The sequence below is a fragment of the Thalassovita mediterranea genome (assembly GCA_019448215.1).
Lineage (GTDB): Bacteria > Pseudomonadota > Alphaproteobacteria > Caulobacterales > Hyphomonadaceae > Henriciella.
In genome coordinates this window covers 2,851,296-2,865,584 of sequence record CP080408.1, presented here as the reverse complement: position 1 = coordinate 2,865,584, position 14,289 = coordinate 2,851,296, and the positions used below count along the sequence as shown (strand labels likewise).

The 14,289-nt window shown below is 59.4% G+C and carries 15 protein-coding genes; 6 read left to right on the top strand and 9 right to left on the bottom strand.

What is annotated here, in order from left to right; all coding sequences use genetic code 11:
* Nucleotides 1–480, top strand: a complete 480-nt coding sequence (locus tag KUV46_14005; protein ID QYJ00434.1) for an NfeD family protein — start codon at nucleotides 1–3, stop codon at nucleotides 478–480.
* Between the two features lie 3 nt (nucleotides 481–483).
* Here the strand turns inward: KUV46_14005 and xseA are convergent, their stop codons facing one another.
* Together xseA and KUV46_13995 are read right to left on the bottom strand one after the other, a co-directional pair.
* On the bottom strand, nucleotides 484–1,923 hold the full coding sequence (xseA, locus tag KUV46_14000; protein QYJ00433.1) for an exodeoxyribonuclease VII large subunit: 1,440 nt from the start codon (nucleotides 1,921–1,923) through the stop codon (nucleotides 484–486).
* 6 nt (nucleotides 1,924–1,929) lie between these two features.
* Nucleotides 1,930–2,382, bottom strand: a complete 453-nt coding sequence (locus tag KUV46_13995) for a hypothetical protein (GenBank protein QYJ00432.1) — start codon at nucleotides 2,380–2,382, stop codon at nucleotides 1,930–1,932.
* 155 nt (nucleotides 2,383–2,537) lie between these two features.
* On the opposite strand from KUV46_13995, the gene purD reads away from it, so the two are divergent.
* The 4 genes from purD (at nucleotide 2,538) to KUV46_13975 (ending at nucleotide 6,501) form a co-directional block, all read left to right on the top strand.
* Nucleotides 2,538–3,827 (top strand): phosphoribosylamine--glycine ligase, encoded by a 1,290-nt coding sequence (purD, locus tag KUV46_13990; protein QYJ00431.1) that lies wholly within the window; start codon nucleotides 2,538–2,540, stop codon nucleotides 3,825–3,827.
* Between the two features lie 79 nt (nucleotides 3,828–3,906).
* A complete protein-coding gene (locus KUV46_13985; protein QYJ00430.1) occupies nucleotides 3,907–4,338 on the top strand; it encodes a PA2169 family four-helix-bundle protein in 432 nt (143 codons plus the stop codon).
* A gap of 163 nt (nucleotides 4,339–4,501) precedes the next feature.
* A complete protein-coding gene (locus KUV46_13980; protein QYJ00429.1) occupies nucleotides 4,502–5,590 on the top strand; it encodes a phosphotransferase family protein in 1,089 nt (362 codons plus the stop codon).
* 8 nt (nucleotides 5,591–5,598) lie between these two features.
* Nucleotides 5,599–6,501: a hypothetical protein gene (locus KUV46_13975; protein QYJ00428.1), complete on the top strand. Its 903-nt coding sequence runs from the start codon at nucleotides 5,599–5,601 to the stop codon at nucleotides 6,499–6,501.
* 6 nt (nucleotides 6,502–6,507) lie between these two features.
* Here KUV46_13975 and KUV46_13970 read toward each other — a convergent pair whose 3' ends face one another.
* Nucleotides 6,508–7,359 (bottom strand): hypothetical protein, encoded by an 852-nt coding sequence (locus tag KUV46_13970; protein QYJ00427.1) that lies wholly within the window; start codon nucleotides 7,357–7,359, stop codon nucleotides 6,508–6,510.
* A 54-nt stretch (nucleotides 7,360–7,413) separates the two neighbouring features.
* Between KUV46_13970 and KUV46_13965 the strand changes: the two genes are divergently transcribed.
* Nucleotides 7,414–8,301 carry an OmpA family protein gene (locus KUV46_13965; GenBank protein ID QYJ00426.1) on the top strand — a complete coding sequence of 296 codons (888 nt, stop codon included), beginning with the start codon at nucleotides 7,414–7,416 and terminating at the stop codon, nucleotides 8,299–8,301.
* Here KUV46_13965 and KUV46_13960 read toward each other — a convergent pair.
* From KUV46_13960 to KUV46_13935, 6 genes are read right to left on the bottom strand one after another with little or no spacing between them, the layout of a single operon-like run.
* On the bottom strand, nucleotides 8,298–9,635 hold the full coding sequence (locus KUV46_13960; GenBank protein ID QYJ00425.1) for a cytochrome P450: 1,338 nt from the start codon (nucleotides 9,633–9,635) through the stop codon (nucleotides 8,298–8,300). The genes KUV46_13965 and KUV46_13960 overlap by 4 nt on opposite strands.
* A 47-nt stretch (nucleotides 9,636–9,682) precedes the next feature.
* A complete protein-coding gene (locus tag KUV46_13955) occupies nucleotides 9,683–10,561 on the bottom strand; it encodes a pseudouridine synthase (protein ID QYJ00424.1) in 879 nt (292 codons plus the stop codon).
* A gap of 22 nt (nucleotides 10,562–10,583) precedes the next feature.
* Nucleotides 10,584–10,988, bottom strand: a complete 405-nt coding sequence (locus KUV46_13950; protein ID QYJ00423.1) for a hypothetical protein — start codon at nucleotides 10,986–10,988, stop codon at nucleotides 10,584–10,586.
* 54 nt (nucleotides 10,989–11,042) lie between these two features.
* On the bottom strand, nucleotides 11,043–11,999 hold the full coding sequence (locus KUV46_13945) for a lysophospholipid acyltransferase family protein (GenBank protein ID QYJ00422.1): 957 nt from the start codon (nucleotides 11,997–11,999) through the stop codon (nucleotides 11,043–11,045).
* Nucleotides 11,996–12,997: a tetraacyldisaccharide 4'-kinase gene (gene lpxK / locus KUV46_13940; protein QYJ02414.1), complete on the bottom strand. Its 1,002-nt coding sequence runs from the start codon at nucleotides 12,995–12,997 to the stop codon at nucleotides 11,996–11,998. The genes KUV46_13945 and lpxK overlap by 4 nt, the downstream gene beginning before the upstream one ends.
* Nucleotides 12,997–14,268, bottom strand: coding sequence for a hypothetical protein (locus KUV46_13935; GenBank protein ID QYJ00421.1), 1,272 nt, complete (start codon nucleotides 14,266–14,268; stop codon nucleotides 12,997–12,999). The genes lpxK and KUV46_13935 overlap by 1 nt, the downstream gene beginning before the upstream one ends.
* Between the last annotated feature and the right edge of the window lie 21 nt (nucleotides 14,269–14,289).

Below are 14,289 nucleotides of genomic sequence, written 5' to 3'. Positions count from 1 at the left end.
GTGGACGCACTCATCGACCTGATCTGGCCTCTCAGCGCCTGGCATTGGCTTGTCCTGGCGCTGGTCCTCCTCGCGATCGAGACGATGCTTGGCACGTTCGACCTGCTCTGGGTCTCGATTGCGGCCGGTGCTACGGCAGTGTTCTCGGCGTTCGCAATCATTGGTAGCCATAGCTGGCAGGGGCAGTTCCTGTTCTTTGCCGTCGCGGCTGTTGGGCTTGTCGTGCTTGGACGGAAAGTCTTTGCCAACATGCGCAAGAAGGTTGCCGAACATCCAACCCTGAACCGGCTGATGAGCCGCACGCTTGGTCAGCGCGCCACCGTGATCGCTGCTTTTGCGAATGGGCAGGGTAGGGTGCGGCTTGGCGACACTGAGTGGCCTGCCGAGACGACTGACGGCAGCAATCCGGACACGGGTGCGTCCGTCATCGTCGATGGGACTGAAGGCAACGGCCTCAAGGTGAAGCCAGCCAGCGCCTAGCCCCTAAAAGAGATCGCCCTGCGGCGGTTCCTTGGCAGGCTTTGAAGGTGTTGGAGGGGACTTCGGTTTGGCGGCGCTTGGCTCGGACTTCCTGGCCGACTTTGTCTCGCCTTCGATCACCGAAGCGTCGACCGAGCCGTCGCTCAGCGTGATGCTGAGATGGTCGCCGGTTGAGACGGTTTTCGACGTCCGTAGAATTGCGCCGTCTGCATTCCTCACGACGGAAAAGCCTCGGGCCAGCGTCGCCTGATAGGAGAGTGCTTCCAGCAAATTCGCGCCAGCCGTGAGTCGTTGCTTTCGCGTATCGATCAGGCGTTCCAGTGCGGGGCGGGCGCGCTTGGCCGTGTCCAGAAGGCGACGGCGGGCATCGCGCGCATCCTTGCTAAGCGGATCAGTGCGCAGGCGGCTTCCTGTACGCGCGAGTTCGATGTGCTTTGACTTGATGGCGCTAGAGAGCCCGCCGCGTAGGCCTGCGTCCAGATAGTCGAGGCTCTGGCGCTTTTGCGCGATGAGGGTTTCAAGCCTCGGCAGGCGTGAGGCCCTTAGCCGGTCAGCGTCATGGCGAACCCGGCGCGACAGGGCCCGGGTCAGGCTTTGCGCGCGCTCTTCAATCGCCATCATCAGATCAGAGCGCACCGGCACCGCAATCTCTGCCGCGCCCGTAGGGGTCGGCGCGCGCGCATCGGACACGAAGTCGATGAGGGTGGTATCGGTCTCATGGCCGACTGCGGAGATAAGAGGGATCTTACTCTCGAATGCCGCGCGAACGACGTTTTCTTCGTTGAAGGGCCAGAGGTCTTCTATGGAGCCGCCGCCACGACCGACAATCAGCACGTCGGGACGATCGCCCTCTGGCATAGCGTTGAATCCCCGAATACCCGCTTCAATCTGCGCGGCGGCGCGGTCGCCCTGCACCAGAGCTGGCCAGAGAATGACACGCACCGGAAAACGCTCCCGGATACGGTGCAGGATATCGCGGATGACAGCGCCCGTAGGGCTGGTCACCACGCCGACCGTTCTTGGCAGGAAGGGAAGTGGCTTCTTGTGCCGCTCATCGAACAGGCCTTCAGAGGCGAGCTTCTTCTTGCGCTCTTCGAGAAGCGCCATGAGCGCGCCAGCGCCAGCTGGGCGCATGAAGTCGGCGATGAGCTGATAGTTGGATCGCCCTGGATAGGTCGAGAGCCGACCTTCCGCGACGACCTCCAGTCCTTCCTCCGGCTTGAACGGAAGGCGCTGCACGGAGCCCTTCCACATCACCGTATTCAGGACAGCCTTGTCGTCCTTGATGTCGGCATACATGTGGCCCGAGCGCGCAATCGTGACGCGACCGAGCTCACCGCGCACACGCACATGATCATAGGTCGTTTCAATGGTGCGCTTGAGCGCCCCTGCGAGTTCGGAGACAGAAAGCTCAACGACGTTTGACGGGGGTGTTTCGCTCACGCCTGATCAGTCCTCGGTGTTGCGGCCGATCTGGCTCTCGCTGGCAGCTGCTGGCTGGATGGCCGCTTTCAGGGCGCCAGAGATGCGGGTCATCATGAATGTGCCGGAGCTTTCTGCCGGATCATCAAAGAACCAGACGCCGCTGATAACGCAGCATTCGGGATCCGTATCGCCCTGATAGCGGAGCAGCTCCAGGCTGCCGTCCGGTCCTGCCGTTTCGATCTTGGTGAAGCGAACGTCCAGCCCGCGCCGTTCGCCGATGATCTCAGAGGTGCATTCGCCGTCCGGTTCCATGCTGGTGATATCATCCTCAAGCACAGAGCCTGTGATGGTGCCCTCATCCTCGGAAATCCACGCCGTAAAAGGAACGGCGTCATCAGTGAGGTCATAGGCGTAGAAGCCGGTCCAGAGGCCGCTTAGATCGTGGCTGGGCGTGCGGGCGGAATAGGGTTTGGTCATCTATCCTGAGCTTGCCTTGCGACAGGCGCTATCATCAAGGGCTGATCTCCAGTCAGCCCACAATTATTTGTCGCGGGCTTTCCACCGGTCGCCGCCGTCAGTCAGGCAGGCAAGAAGCCTTGATCCATCGGGAAATCGCGTTCATCACCCCTGCCATGAAAATTCTCATTCTTGGTTCTGGCGGACGCGAACATGCGTTGGCCTGGAAAATCGCACAGTCGCCTCTGGTGGACGAAGTTTTCTCAGCGCCCGGAAACCCCGGCATGGACAAGATCGGCCCGTGTTTCGATCTCGATCCAACCGATCTGCACGCGGTTCAGGAACTGGCGCTGCAAATTACGCCAGACCTCATCATCATCGGCCCTGAAGCGCCGCTGGCGGCAGGGGCGTCAGACGCGCTGCGGGCTCGCGGCTTCGATGTGTTCGGGCCAAGCCAGCAGGCTGCGCAGCTCGAAAGCTCCAAGGGTTTCGCCAAGGACCTGATGCAGAAGTATGGCGTACCCACTGCTGCGTACGGTCGCTTTAGCGATCTGACAGAGGCGCTCGATTACCTTGAGACGGTCGAAGGCCCCTATGTGATCAAGGCGGATGGGCTGGCGTCCGGCAAAGGCGTCGTCATCGTCGAGTCGCAGGAAGATGCGGAGAATACGGTCGAGGAATTCATGACCGGCAAGTTCGGTGAAGCGTCTGCCGAAATCGTCATCGAAGAGTTCATGACCGGCGAGGAGGCTTCCATCTTCGTCATGACGGATGGGGAGGGCGCCATCTACCTTCCCGCCGCGCAGGACCATAAGCGGGTCGGCGACGGCGACGTGGGTCCGAATACGGGCGGTATGGGCGCCTATGCGCCTGCACCTGTCGTTGATGCGCGTATCATGGAACTCGTCCAGACGCTGATCGTGGAGCCCATGCTGTCTGGCATGGCAGAAGACGGCATGCCGTATCAGGGCGTGCTCTATGTCGGCATCATGGTGACCGAGAGCGGCCCGAAAGTCGTCGAGTTCAACGCACGCTTCGGTGACCCTGAGTGTCAGGCCCTCATGGCGGGTCTGCCGGGGGACATTGTGCCGGCGCTACTCGTCTGTTCAACGGGCGGGCTCGTCGGCAGCCACGCATCGCTTTGCGAGATGATGGGCCTCTCTGACTTCACCCCCAGCGCGACTGTCGTGATGGCGGCTGAAGGCTATCCAGACAAGCCTTTGAAGGGCACCGTCATCAAAGGCGTCGACGCTGCGGATGCGATTGAAGGCGTCACTGTCTTCCACGCTGGCACCGACATCAACGACAAGAATGAGATGATTGGGACTGGCGGACGAGTGCTTGGCGTGACCGCGACGGGCGAAAGTCTGAAGGCCGCCATCGACAAGGCCTATGAGGGTGTCGCAGCCATTGATTGGCCGGGCGGTTTCTTCCGTAAGGACATCGGGTACCGCGCACTCAAATAGCGGGCTTTCTGCAGAGGCTGGGCAACTGCAGGTTGGCATCCATCGTTATTCTCCTGTTCGCCACAAAGGAGATGACAGAATGTCGAACCCCAATATTGAAGTGCTGAATGACGTGACCAAAACCCTGATCGATAGCCAGAAAGGCTATGAGAAGGTTTGCGAGGTTGCGGATGAGAACCACGGTCTGCGCAACAAGTTCAAGACGCTTGCCTATGAGCGCAGTGAACTCGTGACCGCATTCCAGGCCAGGGTCCGTGACCTTGGCGGAGAGCCGGAAACCGAGGGCGGTACTGCAGGTACGCTGCACCGCGGCTGGGCCGACTTCACGTCGCTGTTCATGAGCGATGAAAAGGCGGCCCTCGAAGCGGTCGATGACGGTGAAGACTATCTTGGTGACCGTATCGATTCGAAGCTCGAGAAGACTGACCTTGATCCGGAAACCGTTGAGCTGCTCAAGCGGGCCAAGAATTCGGCCCGGCAGGGCGAGAATTTTGCCGACGCACTGAGCTAGTTCGGCCAGCGCTTTCCAACCACCTTATTGAAGGGGCCGACCAAGTGTCGGCCCTTTTTATATGTCGGGGCGCAACTCTTCTCAGGATTACCCTGCGAGACGCTTGTTCAGCGCCCCGGTTTCGCTAGGTTGCGGCCAGACAAAATGATCAGGGAGCAGTGGCATGTCAGAAGCCGACAATGCGCAGGAAATGTTCAGCGGCACAAAAGAGGTCGCTGAATCTCACAGGTTCAACGAAGCGAACCTCGCCGCCTGGATGGAAGCGAATGTCGAAGGCTATGAAGGCCCTCTGACGGTCAAGCAATTCAAGGGTGGCCAGTCCAACCCGACCTATAAGCTCTTCACGCCAAACAAGACCTACGTCATGCGGCGCAAGCCTCCCGGCAAGCTCCTGCCGTCGGCACATGCCGTGGACCGTGAGTTCAAGGTCATTAATGCGCTCTATCCCACCGGCTTCCCTGTCGCTCGCCCGTACGGGCTCTGCATGGATGAAGACGTCATCGGCACGATCTTCTACATCATGGACAATGTCGACGGCCGCATCCTCTGGGACCAGACCCTGCCGGACTATGAGCCAGCACAGCGCCGCGCGATCTATGAGGCCAAGGTCAAGACGTTCGCGGATCTGCACAACACCGATTATAAGAAGGTCGGACTGCAGGATTTCGGCAAGGAAGGCGACTATTGCGCCCGCCAGATCCATCGCTGGACGAAGCAGTACAAGGCGTCCGAAACGATGCATATTCCGGAGATGGAGCAGCTGATCGACTGGCTGCCGAAGAACCTTCCGAAGAACGAGGACGTCACGATCGTCCACGGCGACTATCGGCTGGACAATATGGTCCTTCACCCGACGGACCCGAAAGTCATCGCCGTGCTCGACTGGGAACTATCGACGCTTGGCGACCCGCTCGCAGACTTCTCCTACCACCTGATGAACTGGGTGATGCCGGGCAATGACGAATCGCGTGGCTCGATTGCGAATATCAAGGACCTGAAGGCCTGGGGCATTCCCACGCTTGAGGAATATGTCGATATGTACTGCCAGCATACCGGGCGCGACGGGATGCCGGATCTCAACTACTACTTCTCCTACAACGCCTTCCGTTTGGCCGGCATTCTTCAGGGGATCGTCGGACGCGTGCGTGACGGAACTGCTTCAAATGCGAATGCGGCTTCCAATGCAGAGCGTGTCATCCCTCTCGCCAGGTTCGCTGCAGAGCGGGCACGCATGGCCGGGATGCAAGGGTAGGGGCACTAATGACGAAGGTGATTGAGGGCCCCTTGCGCAAACCAGCCCAGATGCTGGCTGACCAGTCCTATGATGGGCACAGCTCCATTCATGACGATGCCGAAGCCGAGAAGCTCGGCATTCGGGCCGGGCCCATCGAAGGGCCGACCCATTTTAGCCAGTTCTCACCCTACCTGGTCGATCTATTCGGGAAGGAATGGTTTGAGCGTGGATGTTTCTCGACCCACTTCCAGAACATGGTCGTCGAGGGCGAAGAGGTGCGCGTCTTAATTGAGCCGAAGACCGACACCTATGCCTACTGCCGCGCCGAAAAGGCGGATGGCACGCCGGTGCTCGAAGCGAGCGCGACACTGGGCCCGAATCACGGCGAAACACTGCTGGCGGCCCGGATGGCGAAGCTGCGGCCTGCGGGCGACCTCGTCATCCTGGCCGATATGAAAACGGGCATGACCGGGCCAGACAATGAGCTGGTCAAGATGGATCCTGACCAGCATATGGGCGACCTCTATCCTTTCTCACTGAACGAGAAGCTGGAGAAGATCACCGAGCCGATGGACTGGTACAGTGACGCGTCTGCTTCTCCGTGGGGCAGGACGATCGTTCCGACAGAAATGGTGTCGGTGCTCGGCAACTATACGGGCGGCATGGTGAAGTGGCCGGTCAAGCGACCTTCAATTGGCCTGTTTGCAGATCTCGAGATCAAGATGGTCAACGGGCCACTCTTTGTCGGGGAGACCTACCGGCTGAAGCGTGAAGTCGTTGCGCTCTCGCAGAGCCGCCGCGTTGAGAATTACTGGGTGCTGACGAGCTTTTACGATGAAAGTGGGTCGGAGCTGAAAGCACAGATGCTGCTCAATCATGGTGTCATGAAAGCCAGCTATCCCGACTATCCTAAGGAACTGCTCGCCTGAGGCACCTTATTCGCAGGCGGTATAGTCGGAATCGAAGATATAGGTCTGCGAGCCGATCGGCGTCGTGATGTCCTTGTAGATATTGTTCGCCGGATCGTCCCAGGACTGGATGAAACGCTCCATATGCGTGATCCGGTCGCCGAGATATTTCTGTAGGTGAGCTGCGTCGATCATGCCCCAATATTCGTCTGGGTCGACGCGGCAGCCATGGGCCTTCGCATCTGCGTACATTCTGTCGTGCACTGTCTGGATATAGTCGCGATCCACATTCTGTCCTTCGAGATGCCCGGTCATGTGATCCTGTCCGCTCCGATGCATCGTGTACGGAAAGTTGTAGCCCATGGCGGCAGTCATCAGGTCTGTCTGCCCCGGCTCTTCACCATTGCGCTGCCAGCCATACCATTCAGGAAAGCTAAGCATCACCATTCCGTGTACGGAAATATGCGCTGTATTGTCGATTCGGAGGTCATCGATGCCTGGCACAAGTACCATCGCGCAGGCGGACATGCATTGGCCTGCAATGGTCACAGGCTCGCCGCGCTCATCCAGTATTCGGCTCATGATACGGGCTGTCGCGACATTGCCGCCAGGGCTCGAGATGATGATCTGATCGGCGGGTGGAAGCTCTGCTAGCGCCAGAAACTCGGCCGGGAATATTGCGGCGTTATAGCAGATAGTCTGGCTGCCTTCGATAAAGCCAACGCCTTCCATCCCCAGGCAAGCTTCAACGAGCTTGTCGAGTTCCGCATCATTTTCGTCAAAAGCTGGAGCTTCCGGTCCACCCTGCGCGTTGGCAACCAGACTGATGCAGACTGCACCGATAGAAAGCGCGATACAGCGTGGTTTGAAATTTGCCATAGCGTCCGGCGTCTTCCTATTTGCAGTGTGCCCGAAGCTGGGAGAGTAGAACAAATGCAGCGACCGACAATACGATTGAGCATGGCTTCTGGCGTCTTCGCCCTCGGGCTTGCCGCCTGTGATGGCGCAGTGATGGGGGAAGCGGGACCGCAGCTCAACGCGCCGAGCGCTTGTGTCGAGCTCGCAGAGGGGACTTACCAGTTCGCGGATGGGCTTTTCATTCCGGCATCGGGTATTCCCGAAGAGGACAGTGCGAGTGAAGGTCAGCAAGCGTCGCCGCTGCAATGGGCAGGACGTTTGCAGGATGATTTGCGCCAGGACGGCTATGACTGGATATTGTTGCGAACCCGAAGGGGTATTGCGCTTATCGGAGGCACCGCTTCTGACGAAGATCAGAGGCTTGCCGGGCTAGAAGCGGCGATCTCGGCAATTGAAGCCGACGTCATCGCAGAAGATGCCACTCGCGTCATTGTCGATAATATCGTTGTCGAGGGAGAACCGGCCCCGGTTGGGGCGCCAGTTGCCAGCCTGCCAGCCACTCCATCTGCAGCAGCCTGTACCGAGGCGTTCGAAGGCGTACTTGATGGCCGCACGATTGAGTTTTCAGCCAGCAATCGCGCAATTTCAGACGAGACGATGCCTGTCGCAGCTGCAATCGCAGGAACGGCACTGCTTTGCGATCAATATCAGATCGAGATTGGAGCTCACACCGATGCGCGCGGCGCCGAGTCTTTTAACCAGCGGCTCTCCCAGACAAGAGCGAATACCATTCGCGACTATCTGATCGAGGTGGGCACGGCGTCAGCATCGCTCAGCGCGGTTGGCTATGGCGAGAGCCAGCCAATTGATACGTCCGAGACGACCGAAGCCTATGCCCGCAATCGACGGATCGAGTTCAGCGTCAGCGACGCTGGACCCGCGGCCGACAATGCAGACGACTAGAACTTGTAGCGCACCGGAATGGATTTTGGCCCGCCCACAAAGTTGGCGCGGATGAAGCTTGGCTCACCTGCAAGCTCAATCGACTTGATGCGGGAGAAAAGCTCCTCATAGATCGCTTGCATCTCAAGACGGGCGAGGTGCATGCCAAGGCACATATGGCCGCCGTGACCGAAGGAGATGATCTTGTTCGGGCTGCGATCAACGCGGAAGTCGAACGGGTCGTCAAACACATCCTCGTCGCGGTTGCCGGAAGGGTAGCAGAGTAGCAGGCTCTCGCCCTTGAGGATCTTGCGTCCACGCAGCTCATAATCGTGCTGGGCCGTGCGCATGAAGTGTTTCACCGGTGTCGTCCAGCGGATGGCTTCGTCGACGGCTGTACGGGACATACCCTTCGGATCATCCATCATTTTCTTGAGCTGTGCCGGATTGTTCAGCATGCCCAGCACGCCGCCGCCTGTAGACGCGCTGGTCGTATCGTGGCCGGCTGCCGCGACGATGATGTAATAGCTCATCGCTTCAAGCTGACCGATTGGTTCGCCATCGACCGTACCGTTCGCGATGACGGTTGAGACATCGTCTTTCGGGTTCGCACGGCGGTCCTGCGTGATGTTCGTGAAGTACATGAAGAACTGGGCGAGCGTTTCCTGAATGGAGGAGAGGCCCTTGTCGGCGTCAGCACCCTCTTCGGAAAGGCTCTTGTCGCGCATCAGGTCAGGGTCCTGCGCGCCAAAGATTTCCTGCGTCAGCTTCAGCATCATGGGCTCATCTTCGACCGGGACGCCGAGGATCTGCATGATGACGCGAAGTGGGTAGTGGAGCGCGATATCCTGCTGGAAGTCGCACTCGCCGCCCATGTCTTCCATGCGGTCGACAAATTCCTTGGCGATCGTGCGGATAGCTTCCTCGCGCGTCTTTACCTTGTGCGGCATGAACCAGTCCTGCGTCAGGTGGCGCAGCTTGTAGTGCATCGGGTCGTCGAGCTGGACGAGCGTCTTGAGAAGGTGCGGTCCGCCAGTCTGGGCATACACGCGCTCCTCGGCCTGTTGGTAGGAAAGCATCTCGCGCTCGCCATTTGTGAACAGCTTGTTCTGGCGACTGACTTCCATGATGTCGGCGTGTTTGGTGACAGCCCAGAATGGGCGGAAGGCTTCAGGCTCACACCAGGCGACAGGGTCTTCGGCGCGAAGACGCGCGAACGCAGCATCAAGCTGCTCCATATGAGCGTAGACGTCCGGGCTCACGATCAAGTCGCTCGTGGCACGCGCCGCTTCGCTCATCTGGCGAGATGGGTCTTTCTTGGTCTCAGGCGGCTGGGCAACAGCAGTGTCGGACATGAGGGCCTCCCGTTCGTCGTCTGGTTCTGATGACCAGCATTATCCGACTAACGGCGTCTGTTAAGGCCTTTCTTAGCGTCAGGTCTCTGCTTCTTTTGCTCTGGCTTGCGCCGTGCGGGTTGTGCTGGAAGCATGGGGCCAAGCGTTTCCATCAGCGTCTGATAAGGCACTTCTTCGACAGCACCGGGCGCGAGATCACCCAGTTCGAAAGGCCCGTATTCGGTGCGGATGAGCCGGTTCACTTCCAGCCCGACCGATTCGAGGGCGCGGCGCACTTCGCGCTTCTTGCCTTCAGTCAGTTCCACCTTGATCCAGTTGTTCGTACCGGTCTCGCGCTCCAGCTCAGCGATGATCGGCGCATAGGTGACGCCGTCTACGGTGACGCCGTCTTTCAGCGCTTCGATCTTGTCAGGCGTGACCCGGCCGTGTGCCCGGGCACGGTAGCGACGGCGGAATGCATTGCGTGGCAGCTCAAGCGTACGCGCAAGCTCACCATCATTTGTCAGAAGCAGCAGGCCCTCGGTTGTCAGGTCAAGACGGCCAACAGTGACGGTGCGCGGCAAGTGTTTGGGTAGTTCTTCAAAGATGGTGCGCCGGCCGGCAGGGTCATGCGTCGTCGTGATGAGGCCGGACGGCTTGTGATAGCGCCACAGCCGCGTGCTTTCGGGGGCTTTGACCGGTTTGCCGTTGACCTTGATGGATTCCTTGCCAGTCACCTTGAAAGCGGGGGAGGTCAGCTTGCGTCCATTGACCGTGACCTTGCCTTCCTCGATCAGCGCTTCGCTCTCGCGGCGCGATGCAATGCCAGCACGCGCGAGCCATTTCGCTATGCGTTCGCCGCCCGACCAGTCGGGGTCGACATGCGATGAGGTGGGGTTTGGTTTGGTCCGTCTGCCGGGCCGGGGCGTCTCTCGACGATCCGTCATGTGCTGTTCCTCTAGAAAGGCATCAGCCTAGGTGAAGAACCGGCGACGCAATTGCAAGAGCCAGTGCGAACTCCACGGCAATCCATATCGGCATCATACCCGGCGCGCGGTTCTCTTTTGCGTCGGCCAGATAGGAAACAAGACGGCCGAGGCCTGCGCCAAACCAGCCTGCAGCGATAGGCATGATGGCGAGGAGCGCGAGAGGACCATTGAGCCGTAGCAAAATGACCAGCGCTGTGATGTGCAGCATGAAAAGAAGGCCGCCATACGTCGCGCGAAACTCTGAAAACCCACCGGGGCGGTCCGGATGCGGATCGGGAACGAGCCGCACGACGCCTTGCGCCCATTTCGGAGCGAAAAGTGCGCCCAGACCGATCAGGGCGCAGAAGACGAGAGCCGCCGCAGACAACAGAACGAGAGGTGACATGTGTTCTCCTTGGTGCCTTGCCGGCGAACTGAACGATACTGTTATGTGAGCTAGCTAGACGCCCGCTTTTTTCCAGGCGGATTTTGGCCATCTTCTGTGCTGCCAGAACCACTGATCTGGATGGTCGCGTACCTGCGCTTCGATGAAATCGGTTATCTGCTCGACGCAGTCTCGAACGGCGTCCTCGCCTTCCAGTCCGGCGCGAGGACGGATTGGCTCATGGATCGTCGTCTGGAATCTTGCCGGTCCGGTCCGCACAGTCGACACAGGAATAATGGGCACGTTGTATTTTAGCGCCAGACGTGACGGCCCGGGCGCCGTCATCGCTTCATGGCCGAAGAAGGGGACACTAAGCCCCTTGTTGAACTTCTGATCATTCATCAGCGCTACAGAGCGGCCTGCGGAAAGCGCCCGCATCAATTCGCGCGTGCCAAGACCCTTCGGAGTCAGGACGCCGATACCGTAATCATGGCGGACCTTGTTGATCCGCTGGTCGATATGGGGGTTGTTGAGGGCCCGATAGGTGACGAGGCAATCGACGGGCCGTCGGCATATGACGGCGGCCATCACCTCCCAGTTTGCAAAATGCCCGGAAATGAAAACGGCGCCGGTTTCGCTGGCTTCCACGGCATCGAGCCGTTCTGGATGAACGACGTCCACCCGGTCGCCTTCATAAGGATGAATTTTCGGCAGATGCGGCAGTTCGCCAGCGGTCCGACCGACGCTTTCCCAAGCGGCCTCCGCCACCTTGTCGATTTGTTCGTCGCTCCAATCAGGGAAAGCCATGCGGAGATTGCGTTTGACGGTCTTGTTCTGGCTAAGAAGCGGTGCAATGCGTTTTACCAGCCAGCCGGCGAAATTCGATGCGCGTTCAGGCCCCAGCGCTTTCATCGGCCACCAATAGATGAAATCCCATGCTATTGCTTCCAGCCGCCAGGCCAGGCGCTGGCGCCAGGTGGACCGATCATCAATATCTTTCGGTCGAACGTATTGGGTGTTGCTGTCGCTCATTTTGTCAGCCCGTCTGTAACAGGCTTGAGAAGTTTCGCCAGATCGTCCGCTTCTTCGAACTGAGCAGTGACGGGCAGGGTGACGATACCCCGCCTCTGCTCAGGCGACAGTCGAACAAGGTCTTTCTCTGTAGTGATGAGCTGCGCGTTGTGATCTGCAGCTAGCGCTCGAAGATATCTAAGGTCGCGGTCAGTGTAGACATGGTGATCGCCAAAGGGGACAGCGTCTATCGGAGGCGTCCCGCAGGCCTTCAGAGTATCGAAGAATTTTTCGGGTCGTCCGATGCCCGCAAAAGCGACATAGGTCCCGGGAGGCGGCGCGGATACGGGCCGGATGGAAGCGCGCATGACCGGGCCTTCAAAGCCATCGATACCAGCAGGTGGATTACCATCGCCCATGAGAATGATGGCGTCTGCTCGGGCAAGGCCTGCCTCAACAGGTTCGCGCAGCGGGCCTTTGGGAATGACGTGGCCGTTGCCGAAACCTGCTGCGCTGTCGACGACAATAATAGATAGCGACTTGTCCAACCCCGGATTCTGGAACCCGTCATCCATAATGATGACGTCAACACCATCAGCCTCCATCGCTTTTCCGGCAGCCGCGCGATCCGCGCCAATCCACGCTTCTCCCGATTGAGAGAGCATAAGGGCCTCGTCGCCGACCTGCGAGGCGTCATGGGTTTCAGGATCAACTCGAAGAGGATCTTTAAGCTTTCCCCCATAGCCGCGCGAAAGGCTGGCGGCGCGTATGCCGCGCGGTAGGCTCCCAAGATGCTGACGTATTGCAGCGACGACAGGGCTTTTCCCGCTGCCTCCCGCCGTCAGATTGCCCACGCAGATCACCGGGATGCCAAGCTTTAATGGAGTGGCATTCCTGATCCGCCGTGCCGTGACCTCTGCATAGATCGCTGCCAGAGGCGTCAGGAGCAGCCGCGTAACGGGTGCCCCCTCCCTGGACTTCGGATCGACGTCGCGGTCCCAGAAGCGTGGAGAGCGCATCATGGTGCGGACTGTGGCAGGAGGCTGTCGAGCGCCTCAAGCGTGACGCGCATCGGTTCCAGTGCGCGTGCCTCAAGCGAAATTCTCAGAGCCTGTGAGGGCGCCGGCAATGGGAATTCGCGTCTCAGAGTATCGACGTCTTTGACAATCCTGAAGCCCGGGTCGTCTTCCAGCGTGGCTGCGAGGTCGGAGAAGTTATGTATATGCGGACCGGTGAGAACGGGGCGCCCAAGACGCAGGATCTCGATGGGGTTGTGTCCGCCAACCCCCTCTGCATGCCCGCCGCCGAGATAAACGCTGTCGGCAACGCTCGCGAACAGACTGACCTCACCAAGCGTGTCGCAAAGAAGGACGTCATGGCTGGTCTCAGGAACTTCTTCGCGAGAGCGAACGGAGTGGCTGAGTCCACGTTCATTGAGCAGATTTATGATTTTCTCGCGGCGTTCGGGATGCCGGGGAATGATGACAAGAGCAGGTCGCGGCTCAATTCCTTCTACCGCATCAAGTATCCACGTTTCCTCGCCCTCATGAGTCGATACGGCGACAAGACACCGGCGGCCACCAATGAAGGTATTGCGAATGGCTTGAGCCTCCGCTTCGCTGGCTTCTGTGACCGAGAGCGAGAGTTTGAGGCTGCCGGGGCATGGGATCTTGCCGTCGGCCAGTCTTTCCAGCCCGTCCGCTGTTCGTTCGTCTGCAGCCACGATGGCGTCGAAGCTGGAAAAGACTTCGCGCGCGAAGCCTTGCCAGCTGGTCCAGCCCTTGAGTGACTTGGCCGTCATGCGGGCATTCACTAGGGCTAGCGGAATCTTGCGGCTGCTGGCTTCAAGTATGAGGTTCGGCCAGATTTCACCCTCAGCAAAGACACAAAGGATCGGCTGCCAGATGTCGAGAAAGCGGGCCGCAATGCTCGGTGTGTCAAGCGGCGCGACTTGATAGCGGCTGCGTCCGGCAAGCGTTTCAGAGCTTGCGAGGCGCCGACCTATCAGCTCAGCGGCCGTCTGCGTCTGGCTTGTAAAGAGAAAGTGGAGTTCGGGGTGTGTGGTACCCAGCCTTTCGGCAAGGTCGAGAAGCAATCTGGTCTCACCGATGCTGGCGCCATGCATCCAGACTAGGTGGGCCGGGGTCAGATCGACGTTCGAACGCGCAAAACGCTCCGGTATTCGCTGGGCATTTTCCTTGCCGCGTTTTGCCCGTCGGCGCAGCAGGGGGCCCAGAAAGGGCTGCGCGGCACGCGTCGTGGTTCTGTAAAGGATGCGGCCCATGCTCATCTGGTGAAGATAATCTGCTCT

Coding starts and splice junctions, on each gene's coding strand:
- purD (QYJ00431.1), top strand. CDS start 2,538: ATGAAAATTCTCATTCTTGGTTCTGGCGGACGCGAACATGCGTTGGCC.
- KUV46_13965 (QYJ00426.1), top strand. CDS start 7,414: ATGCAGCGACCGACAATACGATTGAGCATGGCTTCTGGCGTCTTCGCC.
- KUV46_13995 (QYJ00432.1), bottom strand. CDS start 2,382: ATGACCAAACCCTATTCCGCCCGCACGCCCAGCCACGATCTAAGCGGC.
- KUV46_13960 (QYJ00425.1), bottom strand. CDS start 9,635: ATGTCCGACACTGCTGTTGCCCAGCCGCCTGAGACCAAGAAAGACCCA.
- KUV46_13975 (QYJ00428.1), top strand. CDS start 5,599: ATGACGAAGGTGATTGAGGGCCCCTTGCGCAAACCAGCCCAGATGCTG.
- KUV46_13955 (QYJ00424.1), bottom strand. CDS start 10,561: ATGACGGATCGTCGAGAGACGCCCCGGCCCGGCAGACGGACCAAACCA.
- KUV46_13970 (QYJ00427.1), bottom strand. CDS start 7,359: ATGGCAAATTTCAAACCACGCTGTATCGCGCTTTCTATCGGTGCAGTC.
- lpxK (QYJ02414.1), bottom strand. CDS start 12,997: ATGCGCTCTCCACGCTTCTGGGACCGCGACGTCGATCCGAAGTCCAGG.
- KUV46_13980 (QYJ00429.1), top strand. CDS start 4,502: ATGTCAGAAGCCGACAATGCGCAGGAAATGTTCAGCGGCACAAAAGAG.
- KUV46_13945 (QYJ00422.1), bottom strand. CDS start 11,999: ATGAGCGACAGCAACACCCAATACGTTCGACCGAAAGATATTGATGAT.
- KUV46_13985 (QYJ00430.1), top strand. CDS start 3,907: ATGTCGAACCCCAATATTGAAGTGCTGAATGACGTGACCAAAACCCTG.
- KUV46_13950 (QYJ00423.1), bottom strand. CDS start 10,988: ATGTCACCTCTCGTTCTGTTGTCTGCGGCGGCTCTCGTCTTCTGCGCC.
- KUV46_13935 (QYJ00421.1), bottom strand. CDS start 14,268: ATGAGCATGGGCCGCATCCTTTACAGAACCACGACGCGTGCCGCGCAG.